The 14,408-nt window shown below is 68.7% G+C and carries 13 protein-coding genes; 7 read left to right on the top strand and 6 right to left on the bottom strand.

Annotation, left to right across the window (positions count from 1 at the left end; all coding sequences use genetic code 11):
* Window positions 1-36: 36 nt before the first annotated feature.
* Window positions 37-798 (bottom strand): CDP-alcohol phosphatidyltransferase family protein, encoded by a 762-nt coding sequence (locus C5F48_RS11145; RefSeq protein WP_107663985.1) that lies wholly within the window; start codon window positions 796-798, stop codon window positions 37-39.
* Window positions 799-944: 146 nt separating this feature from the next.
* Here C5F48_RS11145 and C5F48_RS11140 point away from each other — a divergent pair, with 146 nt between their 5' ends.
* Window positions 945-1,475: a cytochrome b gene (locus C5F48_RS11140; protein WP_107663984.1), complete on the top strand. Its 531-nt coding sequence runs from the start codon at window positions 945-947 to the stop codon at window positions 1,473-1,475.
* On the opposite strand, the gene C5F48_RS11135 is transcribed toward C5F48_RS11140, so the two are convergent.
* Window positions 1,472-1,816: a DoxX family protein gene (locus C5F48_RS11135; protein WP_107663983.1), complete on the bottom strand. Its 345-nt coding sequence runs from the start codon at window positions 1,814-1,816 to the stop codon at window positions 1,472-1,474. The genes C5F48_RS11140 and C5F48_RS11135 overlap by 4 nt on opposite strands.
* Window positions 1,817-1,963: 147 nt before the next feature.
* On the opposite strand from C5F48_RS11135, the gene C5F48_RS11130 reads away from it, so the two are divergent.
* Window positions 1,964-3,826 (top strand): ABC transporter ATP-binding protein, encoded by a 1,863-nt coding sequence (locus C5F48_RS11130; RefSeq protein ID WP_170139637.1) that lies wholly within the window; start codon window positions 1,964-1,966, stop codon window positions 3,824-3,826.
* A 9-nt stretch (window positions 3,827-3,835) separates the two neighbouring features.
* Here the strand turns inward: C5F48_RS11130 and C5F48_RS11125 are convergent, their stop codons facing one another.
* From C5F48_RS11125 to C5F48_RS11115, 3 genes are all read right to left on the bottom strand, one after another.
* Window positions 3,836-4,555 (bottom strand): DUF1194 domain-containing protein, encoded by a 720-nt coding sequence (locus C5F48_RS11125; RefSeq protein WP_107663982.1) that lies wholly within the window; start codon window positions 4,553-4,555, stop codon window positions 3,836-3,838.
* A 99-nt stretch (window positions 4,556-4,654) separates the two neighbouring features.
* Window positions 4,655-5,653, bottom strand: a complete 999-nt coding sequence (locus C5F48_RS11120; RefSeq protein ID WP_107663981.1) for a 2-hydroxyacid dehydrogenase — start codon at window positions 5,651-5,653, stop codon at window positions 4,655-4,657.
* Between the two features lie 122 nt (window positions 5,654-5,775).
* Window positions 5,776-7,200: a sensor domain-containing diguanylate cyclase gene (locus tag C5F48_RS11115; RefSeq protein ID WP_245941413.1), complete on the bottom strand. Its 1,425-nt coding sequence runs from the start codon at window positions 7,198-7,200 to the stop codon at window positions 5,776-5,778.
* Window positions 7,201-7,524: 324 nt separating this feature from the next.
* On the opposite strand from C5F48_RS11115, the gene C5F48_RS11110 reads away from it, so the two are divergent.
* Complete coding sequence (locus C5F48_RS11110; protein WP_170139636.1) at window positions 7,525-8,358, top strand: propanediol utilization protein; 834 nt, start codon at window positions 7,525-7,527, stop codon at window positions 8,356-8,358.
* Here the strand turns inward: C5F48_RS11110 and C5F48_RS11105 are convergent.
* Window positions 8,355-9,800, bottom strand: a complete 1,446-nt coding sequence (locus C5F48_RS11105) for a cobyric acid synthase (RefSeq protein WP_107663979.1) — start codon at window positions 9,798-9,800, stop codon at window positions 8,355-8,357. The genes C5F48_RS11110 and C5F48_RS11105 overlap by 4 nt on opposite strands.
* Before the next feature lie 414 nt (window positions 9,801-10,214).
* Between C5F48_RS11105 and ugpB the strand changes: the two genes are divergently transcribed.
* Genes ugpB through C5F48_RS11085 form a run of 4 tightly spaced genes read left to right on the top strand, consistent with a single transcriptional unit; the run spans window position 10,215 to window position 14,394 of the window.
* Entirely contained in the window at window positions 10,215-11,519 is a 1,305-nt protein-coding gene (ugpB, locus tag C5F48_RS11100) for a sn-glycerol-3-phosphate ABC transporter substrate-binding protein UgpB (protein WP_107663978.1), read from the top strand.
* A gap of 40 nt (window positions 11,520-11,559) precedes the next feature.
* Complete coding sequence (gene ugpA, locus C5F48_RS11095) at window positions 11,560-12,441, top strand: sn-glycerol-3-phosphate ABC transporter permease UgpA (RefSeq protein WP_107663977.1); 882 nt, start codon at window positions 11,560-11,562, stop codon at window positions 12,439-12,441.
* Window positions 12,434-13,297: a sn-glycerol-3-phosphate ABC transporter permease UgpE gene (gene ugpE, locus C5F48_RS11090; protein WP_107663976.1), complete on the top strand. Its 864-nt coding sequence runs from the start codon at window positions 12,434-12,436 to the stop codon at window positions 13,295-13,297. Before ugpA ends, ugpE begins: the two co-directional genes overlap by 8 nt.
* The gene (locus C5F48_RS11085; protein WP_107663975.1) at window positions 13,297-14,394 is read left to right on the top strand and encodes a sn-glycerol-3-phosphate import ATP-binding protein UgpC; all 1,098 of its coding nucleotides are present in this window, start codon (window positions 13,297-13,299) and stop codon (window positions 14,392-14,394) included. The genes ugpE and C5F48_RS11085 overlap by 1 nt, the downstream gene beginning before the upstream one ends.
* The last annotated feature ends 14 nt before the right edge of the window (window positions 14,395-14,408 follow it).

Raw genomic sequence — 14,408 nt, 5'->3', positions numbered from 1 at the left:
CCAGCACCAGCGCGCCGAGGAGAAGCGACAGCGCCCTCATCGCCGCGCCGCCAGCCAGCGGATGTCGCGGGCGAAGGACCAGATCAGCGCCAGGGTCGCCACGGCGGCGAGCAGCGTCGACAGGGGCGGCGCGACCGGCGGCGCCAGCAGGAGGATCAGCACGGCGATCTGCAGCACGCAGACCGCCTTGCGCGACAGCCGCTCGGGCAGCGGCCCGCGCAGCCAGGGCAGCGCCGCCTGGGCCAGCACGAAGCCGTAGCGCGCGAGGCCGAGCAGCAGCACCCAGGGGCCGGCCTTGTCCAGCCGCAGCACCAGAAGCGCCAGCAGCAGGGCGAAGACCGCGTCCACCTCCATGTCGAAGCGGGCGCCGAAGCTGGAGGCAAGGCCGCTGCGCCGGGCGAGCCAGCCATCCAGCCCGTCCAGCGCCAGCGTCAGCAGCGCCAGCGCCACCACCGCCCAGTCGAGCCGCAGCGCCGCCATCAGCCCGGGATCGAGGATCGGCAGGACGAGGCAACAGGCCAGCGCGGCGCGCAGCTGGGTGACGGCGTTGCAGGCGCCGAGCCGATCATGCGGGTAGCCGCGGCTGAGCCCGAGGCTGCCCAGCGCCAGCGCCGCGCCGAAGGTCAGCAGCGCCGCCGCCCGGGTCGCCTCGCTCGCGGGAGTCCAGGCTCCGAGCCGCCAGACCAGCGCCAGATGGCCGAGGCCCAGCAGCAGGAACAGCGGCACGATCCGCTGGCCCGGTCGCGCGCCGGACGGGACGGGTGACGGCTCGAGCACTCTGTCAGGTGGCTGCGTCATCCGGCTTGGTCTAGCCCCGCCCCCTCGGCTGTCAAGAAAACTGTGTGTCAGGCCGGTTGGCCAGCCCCATCCTGCCGGAAAGACTCCGTCTGGCGCGAGGCCGCGTCTTGCCGCAGACTGTCCTGAGGTCAGGCGGGGAGCGCGACATGCAGACCGGCTACACGGCCACGGCCCGGGCGCTGCACTGGATCGTGGCGCTGATCGTGCTGGGGATGATCCCGGCGGGCAAGATCATGGTCGAGGAGGGGCTGCCGCGCGGGCTGCAGGATGCGCTGTTCCTGTTCCACAAGAACGCCGGCGTCATCGTGCTGGTGCTGATGATCGTCCGGCTGGTCTGGCGCTGGCTGAACCCGCCGCCGCCGCTGCCCGCCTCGGTGCCCGAGTGGCAGGCGCGGGCAGCGCATCTGACGCATGTGCTGCTCTATGCGCTGATCTTCGTGATGGCGGTTTCGGGCTATGTCCGCGTCGTCGCCGGAGGCTTTCCCTTGGAGCTGACCGACGCGCTGGGCCTGCCGCGGCTGCTGCCGAAGGTGGAGAGCTTGGGCAATGCCGCGAGCACGGTGCATTATCTCGCGCATTACGCGGTGATCGCGCTGATCGCGCTTCATATCGGCGCGGCGCTGTTCCATGGGATCGTGCGGCGCGACGGGGTGTTCGGCCGGATGTGGCGCGGCTAAACGCGCCGCTGCGCCGCCACCACCAAGAGGCCGCCGGCAATGGCCCAGTTCTTGACGAAGATGCTGATCTGCCAGGGATCCGAGGGGATCAGGTGGAAGATGCTGGTCCCCATGCAGTAGAGCGCCAGCGCCAGGGCCCAGTAGCGGATGGCCGGGCCGGTCACCAGGCAGACCGCCGCCACCGCATCGAAGACCGCTGCCGGCCAGACCAGCTCCGGCGGCAGGCCCGTTCCGGTCAGCAGGCCGCGCACCGCCTCGGGGTCGACCAGCTTCTGCATCGCTCCCGCCGCGAAGAGCGCGGCGATCAGCACCCGGCCCGCCAGATCCAAGCCCCGTTCCAATCGCGCCTCCGCCGCCGCCCGCCGCCATCCTGCGGCAGCCCGCAGCGCAATGCCAGCCCGGCGAAGGGGGCATCGCGGTGAACCCCCTTCCCCCGGACGGGAGGGGCGGCTACCACTGGCGCTTTCCGCCTTTGCAAGGCCTGCCCGATGTCCAGCCTCTCCCGCGTCCCGCGCCAACCCCCGCAGAGCTTCCGCGCCCGCTGGTCGGCGCTGCGCAACATCGGCCCCTTCCTGGGCATGGTCTGGCGCGCCTCGCCGCTGCTGATGCTCGCCAGCCTCGCGCTGAGGCTCTTGCGCGCCGTGCTGCCGATCGCGGCGCTGTGGTTCGGCAAGCTGATCATCGACGAGGTGGTGCGGCTGTCGGGGCTGGAGGGCCCCGCGACGCTCGCCGGCTGGGCCGCGGCGCCGGAGAGCCAGCGGCTGATGCTGTATCTCGCGGCGGAGTTCGGGCTGGCGGTGCTGTCGGACCTCCTGACCCGCAGCAGCGGGCTGATCGACGCGCTTCTGGCGCAGCGGCTGACCATCTCCACCTCGGTGCGGCTGATGCAGCATGCGGCCACGCTGGATCTCGAGGATTTCGAGGACGCGGAATTCCAGGACCGGCTGGAGCGGGCCCGCATCCAGTCCAGCGGGCGGATGACGCTGATGGGCCAGCTCTTCGGCCAGATGCAGGACATGGTGACGGTGGCGACGCTGGCGGGCGGGCTTCTGGTCTACAACCCCTGGCTCATCGGCCTCCTGATCCTCGCGCTGATCCCGGCCTTCCTCGGCGAGGCGCATTTCAACGCGCAGTCCTACACGCTGGATTTCAACCGCACCCCGGAGCGGCGCGAGCTGGATTACGTGCGCCAGACCGCCGCCAGCGCCGACACGGCCAAGGAGGTGAAGATCTTCGGGCTGAACCCCTTCCTGACCGACCGCTACCGGGTGCTGTCGGAAAGCTACTACCGCGCCAGCCGCCGGATCGCGCAGAACCGCGCGCTCTGGGGCGCGGGCTTCACCGGGGTCGGCACCATCGGCTATTACCTCGCCTATGCTTGGATCATCGGCAGCACGTTGACCGGCAGGCTGTCGATCGGCGATCTGACCTTCCTCGCGGGGTCGTTCCTGCGGCTGCGCTCGCTCTTGGAAGGGCTTCTCTTCAGCTTCTCCTCCACCGCGGCGCAGGCGCTCTATCTCGACGATCTCTTCGGCTTCTTCGAAGTGAAGCCCGAGATCCTGTCGCCGCCGCATCCGCTGCCGATGCCGCAGCCGATCCGCGAGGGGTTCCGCTTCGAGGATGTCGGCTTCCGCTATCCGGGCGCCGAGCGCTGGGCGGTCAGGCACATGAGCTTCACCCTGAAGGCGGGCGAGACGCTGGCCCTGGTGGGCGAGAACGGCGCCGGCAAGACGACGCTGGTGAAGCTTCTGTGCCGGCTCTACGACCCGGACGAGGGGCGCATCCTTCTGGATGGCCGCGACCTGCGCGACTATGACGTGGAGGCGCTGCGCAGCGCGATGGGCGTGATCTTCCAGGATTTCGTGCGCTACAACCTTACCGCCGCCGACAACATCGCCGTGGGCCGCATCGCCGCGCGCGACGACCGGGCGCGGGTGGAGACGGCGGCGAAGCGCAGCCTCGCCGACCGGGTGATCGAGGGGCTGCCCGCGGGCTATGACCAGATGATCGGCAAGCGCTTCCGCAACGGGGTGGAGCTGTCGGGCGGCGAATGGCAGAAGATCGCCATCGCCCGCGCCTACATGCGCGACGCCGAGGTGCTGATCCTCGACGAGCCGACGGCGGCGCTGGATGCGCGGTCGGAGTTCGAGGTGTTCCAGCGTTTCAAGGAACTCAGCGCCGGCCGGAGCGCGGTGCTGATCTCGCACCGCTTCTCCTCGGTGCGGATGGCCGACCGCATTCTGGTGCTGTCGGGCGGCGCGGTCGAGGCGGCGGGCACCCATGCCGAACTGCTGGCGCAATCGGGCCGCTATGCCGAGCTGTTCGAGCTGCAGGCCGCCGGCTATCGCTGAGCCGGGCGGTCACCGCAGCGCCGCATGGCCCGTGGCCAGCGCCGAGAGCTGCAGCGGCTGGCCGATCTCGCGCAACAGCTTGCGCTTCATCGCCGCCGCGAAGCCGCTGGTATCGGAGACCTCGATCACGAAGGAGCCCTGCCCCAGCGCCACCCGGTCGCGGTAATAGCCGGCCAGCCCGGCGTCCTGGCCGGTGATCGCCAGCCCGTTCACCGTCACCCCCATCCGCTCGGCCCGGGCGCGCGACACCGCCAGCGGCAGGCGCTGCGCATGGCGGAACAGCGGCGTTTCGCGCCCGTCGCCCGAGACGTTGACGATCCGGCGCGAGGCGCAGTTGCCCGGGTCCTCCAGCAGGTCCAGCGCGGCGCCGAGCCCGACGCCGAGATCGGTGTTGCCGGCGACGGCGCGGGTCTGGCCGGCCAGCCGGGCGGCGAAGCGCTGCGCCTGCGCCGGGCCATCGACCATCGCCCAGGGCAGCCGCTGGGTGCCATAGGCCGCGTCGCCCCAGATCACCGCCGCCAGCGCCACCCCGCCGACCGCCTGCATCGCCGCCACCACCTCCGGATCGCTCAGCGCGCGGGCGGTGGCGGCGGTCTGCAGGCTGAACTCGGCGGGGTCGATGCTGCCCGAGGCGTCGATCGCCAGCACCAGCGCCACATCGGCGCAGGGCATCTCGGCCGAGGCCGGCAGCGAGAGCCAGAGCGCAACCAGAACGGATCGGAATACCATCACTTCCTCCACGGCGGACCCTAGGGGACCATGGCGAAAGATTACCCCAATCCACCGGATTTCCGACGTGAAAACGCCGTCAAACCCCGGCCCGACGCGTCAAAGCGGCTTGGCGCTGACCGGATGCAGCGGCGCGCCGGTGGATTCGAAGGCGCTGATATTACCTATGGTTGTCTCGGCGATGGCGGTCAGCGCCTCGCGGGTGAAGAAGCCCTGATGGCCGGTGATCAGCACATTGGGGAAGGTCAGCAGCCGGGCGAAGACATCGTCGACGATGGCGCGGGCCGAGAGATCCTCGAAGAACAGCGCCGCCTCCTCCTCGTAGACGTCGAGGCCCAGGGCGCCGATCACCCCGCTCTTCAGCCCGCGGATCACCGCGCTGGCGTCGACCACCGCGCCGCGGCTGGTGTTGATGATCATCACCCCGCGCTTCATCTTGGCGATGGCGGCGTCGTCGATCAGGTGATGCGTCTCGGGCGTCAGCGGGCATTGCAGGCTGATGATGTCGGAGGCGCCGAAGAGCTCGTCCAGCGGCACGTAGCGCACGCCCTCGGCCGCGATCTGCGCGTTGGGATAGGGGTCGGAGGCGATCACCTTGCAGCCGAACCCCAGCATGATCCGGGCGAAGACCTGGCCGATCAGCCCGGTGCCGACGATGCCCACGGTCTTGCCGGCCAGATCGAAGCCCAGAAGCCCCTCCAGCGCGAAATTGCCCTCGCGCACCCGGTTGTAGGCGCGGTGGGTGTTGCGGTTCAGCGTCAGGATCAGCGCCACCGCATGTTCGGCCACCGCATGCGGCGAATAGGCGGGCACCCGGGCCACGGTCAGCCCGGCGGCCTCGGCGGCGGCCAGATCGACATGGTTGAACCCGGCGGAGCGCAGGGCGATGAGTTTCGTGCCCGTGGCGGCCAGCGTGGCGATCACCGGGGCCGAGAGATCGTCATTGACGAAGGCGCAGACCGCCCCCGCCCCGTCGGTGAAGCGCGCGGTCTCGTCCGAAAGCCGCGCCTCGATGAAGGTCAGCCGGTGCCGCCCGCCGTTCGCCTGTTCGAGAAACTGGCGGTCATGCGGCTTGGCGCTGAATACGGCGACGTCCATGGCGGTCTCCTTGCGGTTCGGGGGTCAAGCGTAGAGCGGCAAGATGGGGGCAGGTCAACCCCGCTGGGGCCGCCTGCGCCGATCGGCGGCACGGGCGCCCGCTTCCGCGGCGCCCGGACGGGCTATGCCCCGTCGCGGGCCTGGTAGAACTTGCGCTTCTCCTCGTACATGCCGAGGTCGGCGCGGCGGGCGATGGCTTCCACCGTCTCGCCGATGGTCCCCGTGGCGCGGCCGATCGACAGCGACAGCGGCATGGTGGAGTGGAACTGGTTGTTCAGCTCCAGGAGCCGCAGGATCGTCGCCTCCATCGCCACCGCCGCGGCCTCGTTGCAGCCGGGCATCACCAGCGCGAATTCGTCGCCGCCGATCCGCGCCGCATGGGCGGTGGCGCCCGCCGCCTCCTTCAGCACCTCGCCCACCCGGCGCAGCAGGTTGTCGCCCGCGTCATGGCCCCAGGTGTCGTTGATCTGCTTCAACCCGTTCAGGTCGAGGATGATCACCGAGACCGGCCGCACGCCCATGCGCTCCAGCCGGTTCAGCTCGTCGATGTAATAGCCGCGGTTGTTCAGCGTGGTGAGCACGTCGTGCCGGCCGAGATATTCCAGATAGGCCTCGGCCTTCTTGCGGGCGGTGATGTCGGTCAGCGCCACCTGCACCAGCGACCAGTCCTTCTCGTGCCCCGGCAACACCGAGAACTGCATGATGACATGGCGCGCCGCGCCGTCGAGCGCGTAGTTCACCACCTCGCGGTGCTGGAACAGGTTGCCGTTCCACAGCTCGATCAGCTGCTCGCGGAAATGCGCGGCCATGTCGTCGCGGAACACCTCCTTCAGGCGCTGCAGCAGGCTGTGCTTGTCGGGGGCCGCGAACATGTCGAGCGTCGCGCGGTTCACGGTGATGACGCGGATCTCGCTCATGCATTGCCGGACGAATTCCGGGTGCACGTCGGTGAAGGTGCGCAGGTCGACGATGCCGCGCTGCCGCAGCCCTTCGAGCAGCTGGCGGATGCGGCTGAAATCCTCGACCCAGAGCGAGACCGGCGAATGTTCGAAGATGCCTTCGGCGTAGCGGCGGCTGGAGACCTCGCCGCGCCGCGCCATCTCGCGCCCGGTCTGGTCCTCGATGGTGATCAGCAGCCGGTCCCATGTCCGCTCGTGGCCCGGCAGGATGGTGCCGCGCAGCTGGATGTCCAGCCGGCGCCCGGTAAGGGTGTAGTTCACCGCGTCGCTGGCGAATTCGGTCTTGCCGTTCCAGAGCTGCGCCAGCTCCAGCACATGGGTGCGCAGCATCTCGTCGCGGAACACGAGGTGCAGGTTCTCGGTCAGGTGGCCGAGGTCGTTCGCCTCAAACAGGGAAAGTGTGCGGGGGTTGACCTTCAGGATGCGGATGCGGCGCGAGCATTCGGCCACCCGGGCCGGGTCCTCGCGGAAGAAGGCGATGAGATCTTCGACGCCCTGCGCGCGCCATTTGTCAAACAGTTGCCGGACGCCGCTGAAATCCTCGAGCCACATGGAAATCGGCGCCAGATCGAAAACACCGTCACTCAACTGGTTCGAAGCATCCATTGCAACCTCGGCGGCATATCGGTTTGACAACATGCGCTTGATATCGTCCGGCCGGGGAATGCGCGAGTCTCAAAGCGCTGGGGAACGGCGCTTTGCTGGCGATTGTTTTCATCTTGAGGAATTAATACCCTTTAGCGCGATTTAAATATTCAAACACAACCCAGAGTTTATTCGAAGAGGACGTTGGCGGCCTCTCGCCTCTTCCGCCGCCGGCGCACAACCATTCCGCCGCCAGCCGCGCGCCGGTTTGACAGGCGCGGCGCCGCCGACTATGCGGATCGGCAACCCAAGGCGAGGATGCGCCGCATGGCTGCGGAGCCCGGAAACCCCCAGACCCTCCCGACGCAACGGATCTCCGGCGCCGTCCGCGTGGCCGGGCATTTCGGCGAGTTGCTGCAGGGCCGGCTCGGTCCGGAGGGGCCGGTGGCGCTGGTCACCCTGCCCTGCCCGCCGCTGGCCGCCGAGGCCGCGCGGCGTCCCGGGCCGCTGGCGCTGCACCAGACGGCGCCGGTAATGCCGCCGGGGCAGTTCGGCGGCTTCCTACGGGTTTTGGGCGCCCCGGCCGAGGGCAGCTTCCGGCTGCGGCTGGAGATGCCTTTGGGCGGCGGCGCCGGGGCCTCGACCGCGGCGCGGGTGGCCTTGGCCCATGCGGCGGGGGTGACCGATCCGGCCATTGTCGCCCGGGCCTGCCTTGCCAGCGAGGGCGCCAGCGATCCCTTGATGTTCCCGGCGCCGGGGCGACTGCTTTGGGCCTCGCGCGAGGCGCGGGTGCTGGCGGAGCTGCCGCCCTTGCCGGAGATGGAGATCCTCGGCGGCTTCTTCGGCCCGCCGCGCCGCACGGACCCCTCGGACGGGAATTTCGCTGTCATTGATGATCTGGTCAGCGGCTGGCAGAGCGCGCCGGACCTTGCGGGTTTCGCCGCCCTTGCCAGCGCATCGGCCCGGCGCTGTCTGGAACGGCGCGGCCCGGAGGACGATCCGACCCCGGCGCTGGCGGCGGCGCTTGGTGCGGCGGGCTTCGCCATCGCGCATACCGGCTCGGCCCGGGCGCTGATCTTCGCCCCCGGCGCGGCGCCGCGGGGAGCGGAGGAGCGGCTGGCCGCGGCGGGCTTCCGGCAGATCCTGCGCTACCGACTCTAGCGGGCCAGCGCAAACAGCGCGTCAATGTCCAGATGCCGCTCCAGATGCGCGGCCAGCGCGTCGAGCACCCGCTCCACCTCGGTGCCGTAGCCCGAGCCGGAAGCCTCGGCCCCCAGCCCGGCGAGGAAGGCGGCGCGGAAGGCGTCGTCGGTGAACATGCCGTGCAGGTAGCTGCCGGTCACCTGGCCATCGGCGGAGATGGCGCCTTCGGGTCGCCCGTCGATACGGGCGAAGGGGCGGGCGCAATCCGCGCCCTCGGTGCGGCCGATATGGATCTCGTAGCCCTCGAGCCCCAGCCCCGTCGCCTCGTGCCGCGCCGCGGTCCGCGTCAGCCGCTTGTCCGGCGTCATCACCGTGGCGACATCGAGCAGGCCCAGACCCTCGGTCTCGCCCGCCGCGCCCTCGATCCCCTCGGGGTCGGCGACCGAGCGGCCGAGCATCTGATAGCCGCCGCAGATGCCCAGCACATGCCCGCCGCGCCGGTGATGCGCCTTGAGGTCGATGTCCCAGCCCTGCGCGCGGAGGAAGGCCAGATCGCCCCGCGTCGACTTGGTGCCGGGCAGGATCACCAGCCGCGCCTCCGCCGGGATCGGCTGGCCCGGGCGCACCATGACCACGGTCAGCCCCGGCTCCTGCTTCAAGGGGTCGAGATCGTCGAAATTCGCCACGCGCGAGAAGGCGAGCCAGGCGACCGTCACCGCACCGCCCCTGGCGGGCGAGGAGAGATCCAGCGCATCCTCGGCAGGCAGGCGCGACGCCTCGGGGAAGAAGGGCACGACGCCGAAGCCGCGCCAGCCGGTGCGCTCCTCGATGAAGCGGTAGCCGTCGTCGAAGAGCCGCGGATCGCCGCGGAACTTGTTGACGATGAATCCCGCGATCATCGCCCGGTCCTCCGGGTCGATCACCGAGGCGGTGCCGACGAGCTGCGCGATCACCCCGCCCCGGTCGATGTCGCCCGCCAGCACCACCGGCACATCGGCGGCGCGGGCAAAGCCCATGTTGGCGATATCCGAAGCGCGCAGGTTCACCTCGGCGGGCGAGCCCGCGCCCTCGACGATCACCAGATCATGCGCCGCCCTGAGCCGGCCGTAACTTTCCAGCACCGGCGCGATCAGCGTCTTCTTCGCCGCGAAATAGTCCCGCGCCTTCAGAGTGCCGATCCGCTTGCCCTGCACGATCACCTGCGCGCCGACATCGGTCTCGGGCTTCAGCAGGACCGGGTTCATGTCGGTCAGGGGCTCCAGCCCCGCCGCGCGCGCCTGCAGCGCCTGCGCCCGGCCGATTTCGCCACCATCGGCGGTGACGGCGGCGTTGTTCGACATGTTCTGCGGCTTGAAGGGCGCGACCGACAGGCCGCGCAGCCGGGCCGCGCGGCAGAGCCCGGCGACCAAGAGCGACTTCCCGACATCGGAGCCGGTGCCCTGGATCATCAGCGCGGTCATCGGGCGGGTCTTTCGGCGGGAAGGCGGGTCATCGGCAGCTCCGGTTCTGGCCCGCCTGTCTTGCGCTGTTCGGCGCGGCTTGCCAAGCCATCGGGGCCGCCCGGGGCCCCTTCGCCGCACGGCGCCTCTCCGGGCGCCGTTGCGGCAAGGCGCAAAAACGCGGCAACGAGACGACAGAATGATGAGGGATCGCGCATTTTCGCTCTTGCAATGCCGTGCAGTCCGAATGACCCTTCAGGCCACAGATTGTCGCAAGGGCACAGGCCGCGACCGGGAGAGGAGGCCCGGGATCGACCACCGCGATGATCCGCCGCCCGTAGCAGAGGGCGGGCGGGACATCGCAAAGCTGTCACATATCGCAGGTAGGTCCGGTCCAGACCAAAGAGGCACCTGCAACCATTCAGGGAGAAGACCATGATCAGAAAAGATTTCCTCGCCGCCAGCGCCATGGTGCTGGCGCTTCAGGCGACCGGAGCCGCCGCCCAGACCGAGATCAGCTGGTGGCACGCAATGACCGGCGCGAACAGCGAAGTGGTCGAGAAGATCGCCAGCGACTTCAACGCCAGCCAGTCCGACTACAAGGTCATGCCGGTGTTCAAAGGAACATATCCGGAAACGCTGAACGCGGGCATCGCCGCCTTCCGCGCCGGTCAGGCCCCCGACATCATCCAGGTCTTCGACGTGGGCACGGGCGTGATGATGGCCGCCGAAGGCGCGATCATGCCGGTGGCCGACGTGCTGTCGATGAGCGGCGCGACCTTCGACAAGTCGAAATACCTGCCGGGCATCGTGGCCTATTACTCCAAGCCCGACGGCACCATGCTGTCCTTCCCCTACAACTCCTCCTCGCCGATCCTCTATTACAACAAGGACATCTTCGAGAAGGCCGGGCTGGACGCGGACACCCCGCCGAAGACCTGGAACGAAGTCTGGGACATGTCGAAGAAGATCAAGGAAAGCGGCGCGGCGGAGTGCGGCTACACCTCGACCTGGCTGACCTGGATCCATCTGGAGAATTTCGCGGCCTGGAACGATGTCTCCTACGCCACGAACGAGAACGGCCTCGCCGACGTGAACGCCGAGCTGAAGATCAACGAGCCAATCTTCGTCAACCACTTCCAGGCCATCGCCGATCTGGCGAAAGAGGGCGTCTTCCGCTACGGCGGCCGCACCTCGGAGGCCAAGCAGATCTTCCTCGCCGGCGAATGCGGCATCTTCACCGAGAGCTCGGGCGGTCTGGGCGATATCGTGAAGTCGGGCATGAACTACGGCATCGGCCAGATGCCCTATGACACCGACGCGGGCGGCCCGCAGAACACCACCCCGGGCGGCGCGAGCCTCTGGGTGATGGGCGGCAAGTCGGACGAGACCTATGCCGGCGTGGCTTCCTTCTTCGGCTATCTCTCGCAGGTCGAGGTTCAGGAATACCTGCACCAGACCTCGGGCTACCTGCCGGTGACGCTGGAAGCCTATGAGGCGACCAAGGCTTCGGGCTTCTACGACGAGAACCCGGGCCGCGAGGTTCCGATCACCCAGATGATGGGCAAGGAGCCGACCGCCAACTCCAAGGGCGTGCGTCTGGTGAACCTGCCGCAGGTCCGCGACATCCAGAACGAGGAGTTCGAGAAGATGCTCGCCGGCGAGCAGACCGCTCAGCAAGCGCTCGACAACGCGGTGGAGCGCGGCAACGAGGCCATCAAGCAGGCCATCGGCGGCTGAAAAGGCAAGGGCCGCCCGTCTCAGGGCGGCCCATCCCCGGATGAACCGAGCCACATTCCCCCACCGCCTGCTGCCCTGGCTGCTGGTTGCCCCGCAACTCGCGATCTCCTTCGTGTTCTTCTACTGGCCCGCCGTGCAGGCGCTGCGCCAGTCGACGCTGCGCGAGGACGCGTTCGGCTTGAAGACCCAGTTCGTCGGTCTCGCCAACTTCCGCCGGGTGCTCTCCGATCCGGCCTATGTGAATTCCATCCAGGTCACTGCGGTCTTCTCGGTGCTGACCGCCTTCTTCTCCATGGCCATCGCGCTTCTGCTGGCGGTGCAGGCCGAGAAGGTCGTGCGCGGCAAGGGTTTCTACCGCACGCTGATGATCTGGCCCTATGCCGTGGCCCCCGCCATCGCCGGGATGCTCTGGCTCTTCATGTTCAACCCCTCCTTCGGCACGCTGGCCTGGCCGCTGCGCCAGCTGGGGATCACCTGGGACCCGCTCTTGAACGGCAGCCAGGCGATGACGCTGGTTGTCGCCGCGGCGAGCTGGAAGCAGATCAGCTACAATTTCCTGTTCTTCGTCGCCGGCCTGCAGGCCATCCCCCGCTCGCTCTTGGAGGCGGCGGCGATCGACGGCGCGGGCTCGGCCCGGCGGTTCTGGACCATCGTCTTCCCGCTGCTGGCGCCGACGACCTTCTTCCTTCTGGTGGTGAACACGGTCTACGCGCTGTTCGACACCTTCGGCATCATCCATGCCGTCACCGGCGGCGGCCCCGGCAAATCGACCGAGACGCTGGTCTACAAGGTCTACAACGACGGCTTCGTGAACCTGATCCTGGGCGAATCCGCGGCGCAATCGGTGATCCTGATGGTGATCGTCATCAGCCTGACCGCCTTCCAGTTCAAATATGTCGAGCGGAGGGTGCATTATGGCTGAGGGTGAGATGATCGGCGTGAAGACCCGCAGCCGGGTCATCGCGCATTTCCTGCTGGTCATCGGCGTGATCGTCGTGGCCTTCCCGATCTACTACGTGTTCATCGCCTCGACCCATTCGATCCAGACCATCCTGCGCCCGCCCCTGCCGCTGCTGCCCGGGCCGGAGCTGGTGGAGAATTACGGCGACGCCATGACCGGAGGCGTGGGCCGCATCGGCGGCGTGGGCGTCGGGCGGCTCCTGTGGAACACCACGGTCGTCGCCCTCGGCATCGCCTTTGGCAAGATCGTCATCTCGATGGCCTCGGCCTATGCCATCGTCTTCTTCCGGTTCCCGCTGCGCATGGTCTGCTTCTGGCTGATCTTCATCACCCTGATGCTGCCGGTGGAAGTCCGCATCCTGCCGACCTACAAGGTCATGGTCGACCTCAAGCTGATCGACACCTACGCAGGGCTCATCCTGCCGCTGGTCGCCTCGGCCACCGGGACGCTCCTGTTCCGGCAGTTCTTCATGACCATCCCGAACGAGCTGCTCGAGGCCGCCCGCGTCGATGGCGCGGGGCCGTGGCGCTTCTTCAAGGACATCCTGCTGCCGCTGTCCCTGACCAATATCGCCGCGCTCTTCGTGATCCTCTTCATCTACGGCTGGACGCAATATCTCTGGCCGCTGCTGGTCACGAACTCGAATTCGATGAACACCATCGTCATCGCGCTGAAGAAGATGATCTCCTTCGCCGATGCCGACACCCCCTGGAATCTCGTGATGGTCACCTCGATGCTGGCGATCCTGCCGCCGATCCTCGTGGTCGTGCTGATGCAGCGCTGGTTCGTGAAGGGCCTCGTGGAAACGGAGAAGTAATGGCGCGGATCACCCTGACGGACGTTCGGAAAAGCTATTCCGGCATGGAGGTCATCCATGGCGTGTCGATCGACATCGCGGATGAGGAATTCGTGGTCATCGTCGGCCCCTCGGGCTGCGGCAAGTCCACGCTGTTGCGCATGGTGGCGGGGCTGGAGGAGATCACCTCTGGCACCATCGCCATCGACGGCCGCGTGGTGAACGATCTGGAACCCAGGGCGCGCGACATCGCCATGGTGTTCCAGAACTACGCCCTCTACCCGCATATGACCGTGCGCGAGAACATGGCCTACGGGCTGAAGATCTCCGGCATGCCCAAGGCCGAGATCGCCGAGCGGGTGGCGCGCTCGGCCGAGATGCTGGAGCTGCAGCCCTATCTCGACCGCAAGCCCCGCGCGCTCTCGGGCGGGCAGCGGCAGCGGGTGGCGATGGGCCGGGCGCTGGTGCGCGACCCGGCGGCCTTCCTGCTGGACGAGCCGCTGTCGAACCTCGACGCCAAGCTCAGGGTGCAGATGCGGCTGCAGATCAAGGAGCTGCAGCGCCGGGTCGGCACCACCTCGCTCTATGTCACCCACGATCAGGTCGAGGCGATGACCCTGGCCGACCGGCTGATCGTGATGAACGCGGGCGTGGCCGAGCAGATCGACACGCCGATGCGGATCTACGAGCGCCCCGCCACCACCTTCGTCGCGGGCTTCATCGGCTCGCCGGCGATGAACATCCTCGCAGCCACGGTGACGCCGGACGGCGCGGGCCTGACCCTGCCCGGCGGTGCGGTGCTGGCCTGCCCGGCCCCGGCCGACCCCGGCCAGCCGATCCTGTTCGGCATCCGCCCCGAGCATATCCGCGCTGTAACGCAGCCCGGCGGCGTCGGGGCGATCGAGCTGACCGTGCTGGCGGTGGAGACGCTGGGGGCCGACGCCTATGCCCATTGCGCCTTCCCCGGCCATGTCACCTCGGCCGCCGAGGCGATGGTGGTGCGGCTGCCCGGCAATGCCGCGCTGAAGCCGGGCGAGCGGCTGCATGCCGTCTTCGACACCGGGGCCGCGCATTTCTTCGACCCGGCGACCGGGCGGCGGGTCGGGCCGCGCCGATGACACTCGCGTCAGTT

This window comes from Cereibacter changlensis JA139 (assembly GCF_003034985.1).
Classification (GTDB): Bacteria; Pseudomonadota; Alphaproteobacteria; order Rhodobacterales; family Rhodobacteraceae; genus Cereibacter; species Cereibacter changlensis.
Note: the sequence above shows the minus strand (reverse complement) of the source record. Positions and strands in the feature narration are given on the sequence as shown.

Coding starts and splice junctions, on each gene's coding strand:
- ugpB (WP_107663978.1), top strand. CDS start 10,215: ATGATCAGAAAAGATTTCCTCGCCGCCAGCGCCATGGTGCTGGCGCTT.
- ugpA (WP_107663977.1), top strand. CDS start 11,560: ATGAACCGAGCCACATTCCCCCACCGCCTGCTGCCCTGGCTGCTGGTT.
- C5F48_RS11105 (WP_107663979.1), bottom strand. CDS start 9,800: ATGACCGCGCTGATGATCCAGGGCACCGGCTCCGATGTCGGGAAGTCG.
- ugpE (WP_107663976.1), top strand. CDS start 12,434: ATGGCTGAGGGTGAGATGATCGGCGTGAAGACCCGCAGCCGGGTCATC.
- C5F48_RS11110 (WP_170139636.1), top strand. CDS start 7,525: ATGGCTGCGGAGCCCGGAAACCCCCAGACCCTCCCGACGCAACGGATC.
- C5F48_RS11120 (WP_107663981.1), bottom strand. CDS start 5,653: ATGGACGTCGCCGTATTCAGCGCCAAGCCGCATGACCGCCAGTTTCTC.
- C5F48_RS11085 (WP_107663975.1), top strand. CDS start 13,297: ATGGCGCGGATCACCCTGACGGACGTTCGGAAAAGCTATTCCGGCATG.
- C5F48_RS11125 (WP_107663982.1), bottom strand. CDS start 4,555: ATGGTATTCCGATCCGTTCTGGTTGCGCTCTGGCTCTCGCTGCCGGCC.
- C5F48_RS11145 (WP_107663985.1), bottom strand. CDS start 798: ATGACGCAGCCACCTGACAGAGTGCTCGAGCCGTCACCCGTCCCGTCC.
- C5F48_RS11140 (WP_107663984.1), top strand. CDS start 945: ATGCAGACCGGCTACACGGCCACGGCCCGGGCGCTGCACTGGATCGTG.
- C5F48_RS11130 (WP_170139637.1), top strand. CDS start 1,964: ATGTCCAGCCTCTCCCGCGTCCCGCGCCAACCCCCGCAGAGCTTCCGC.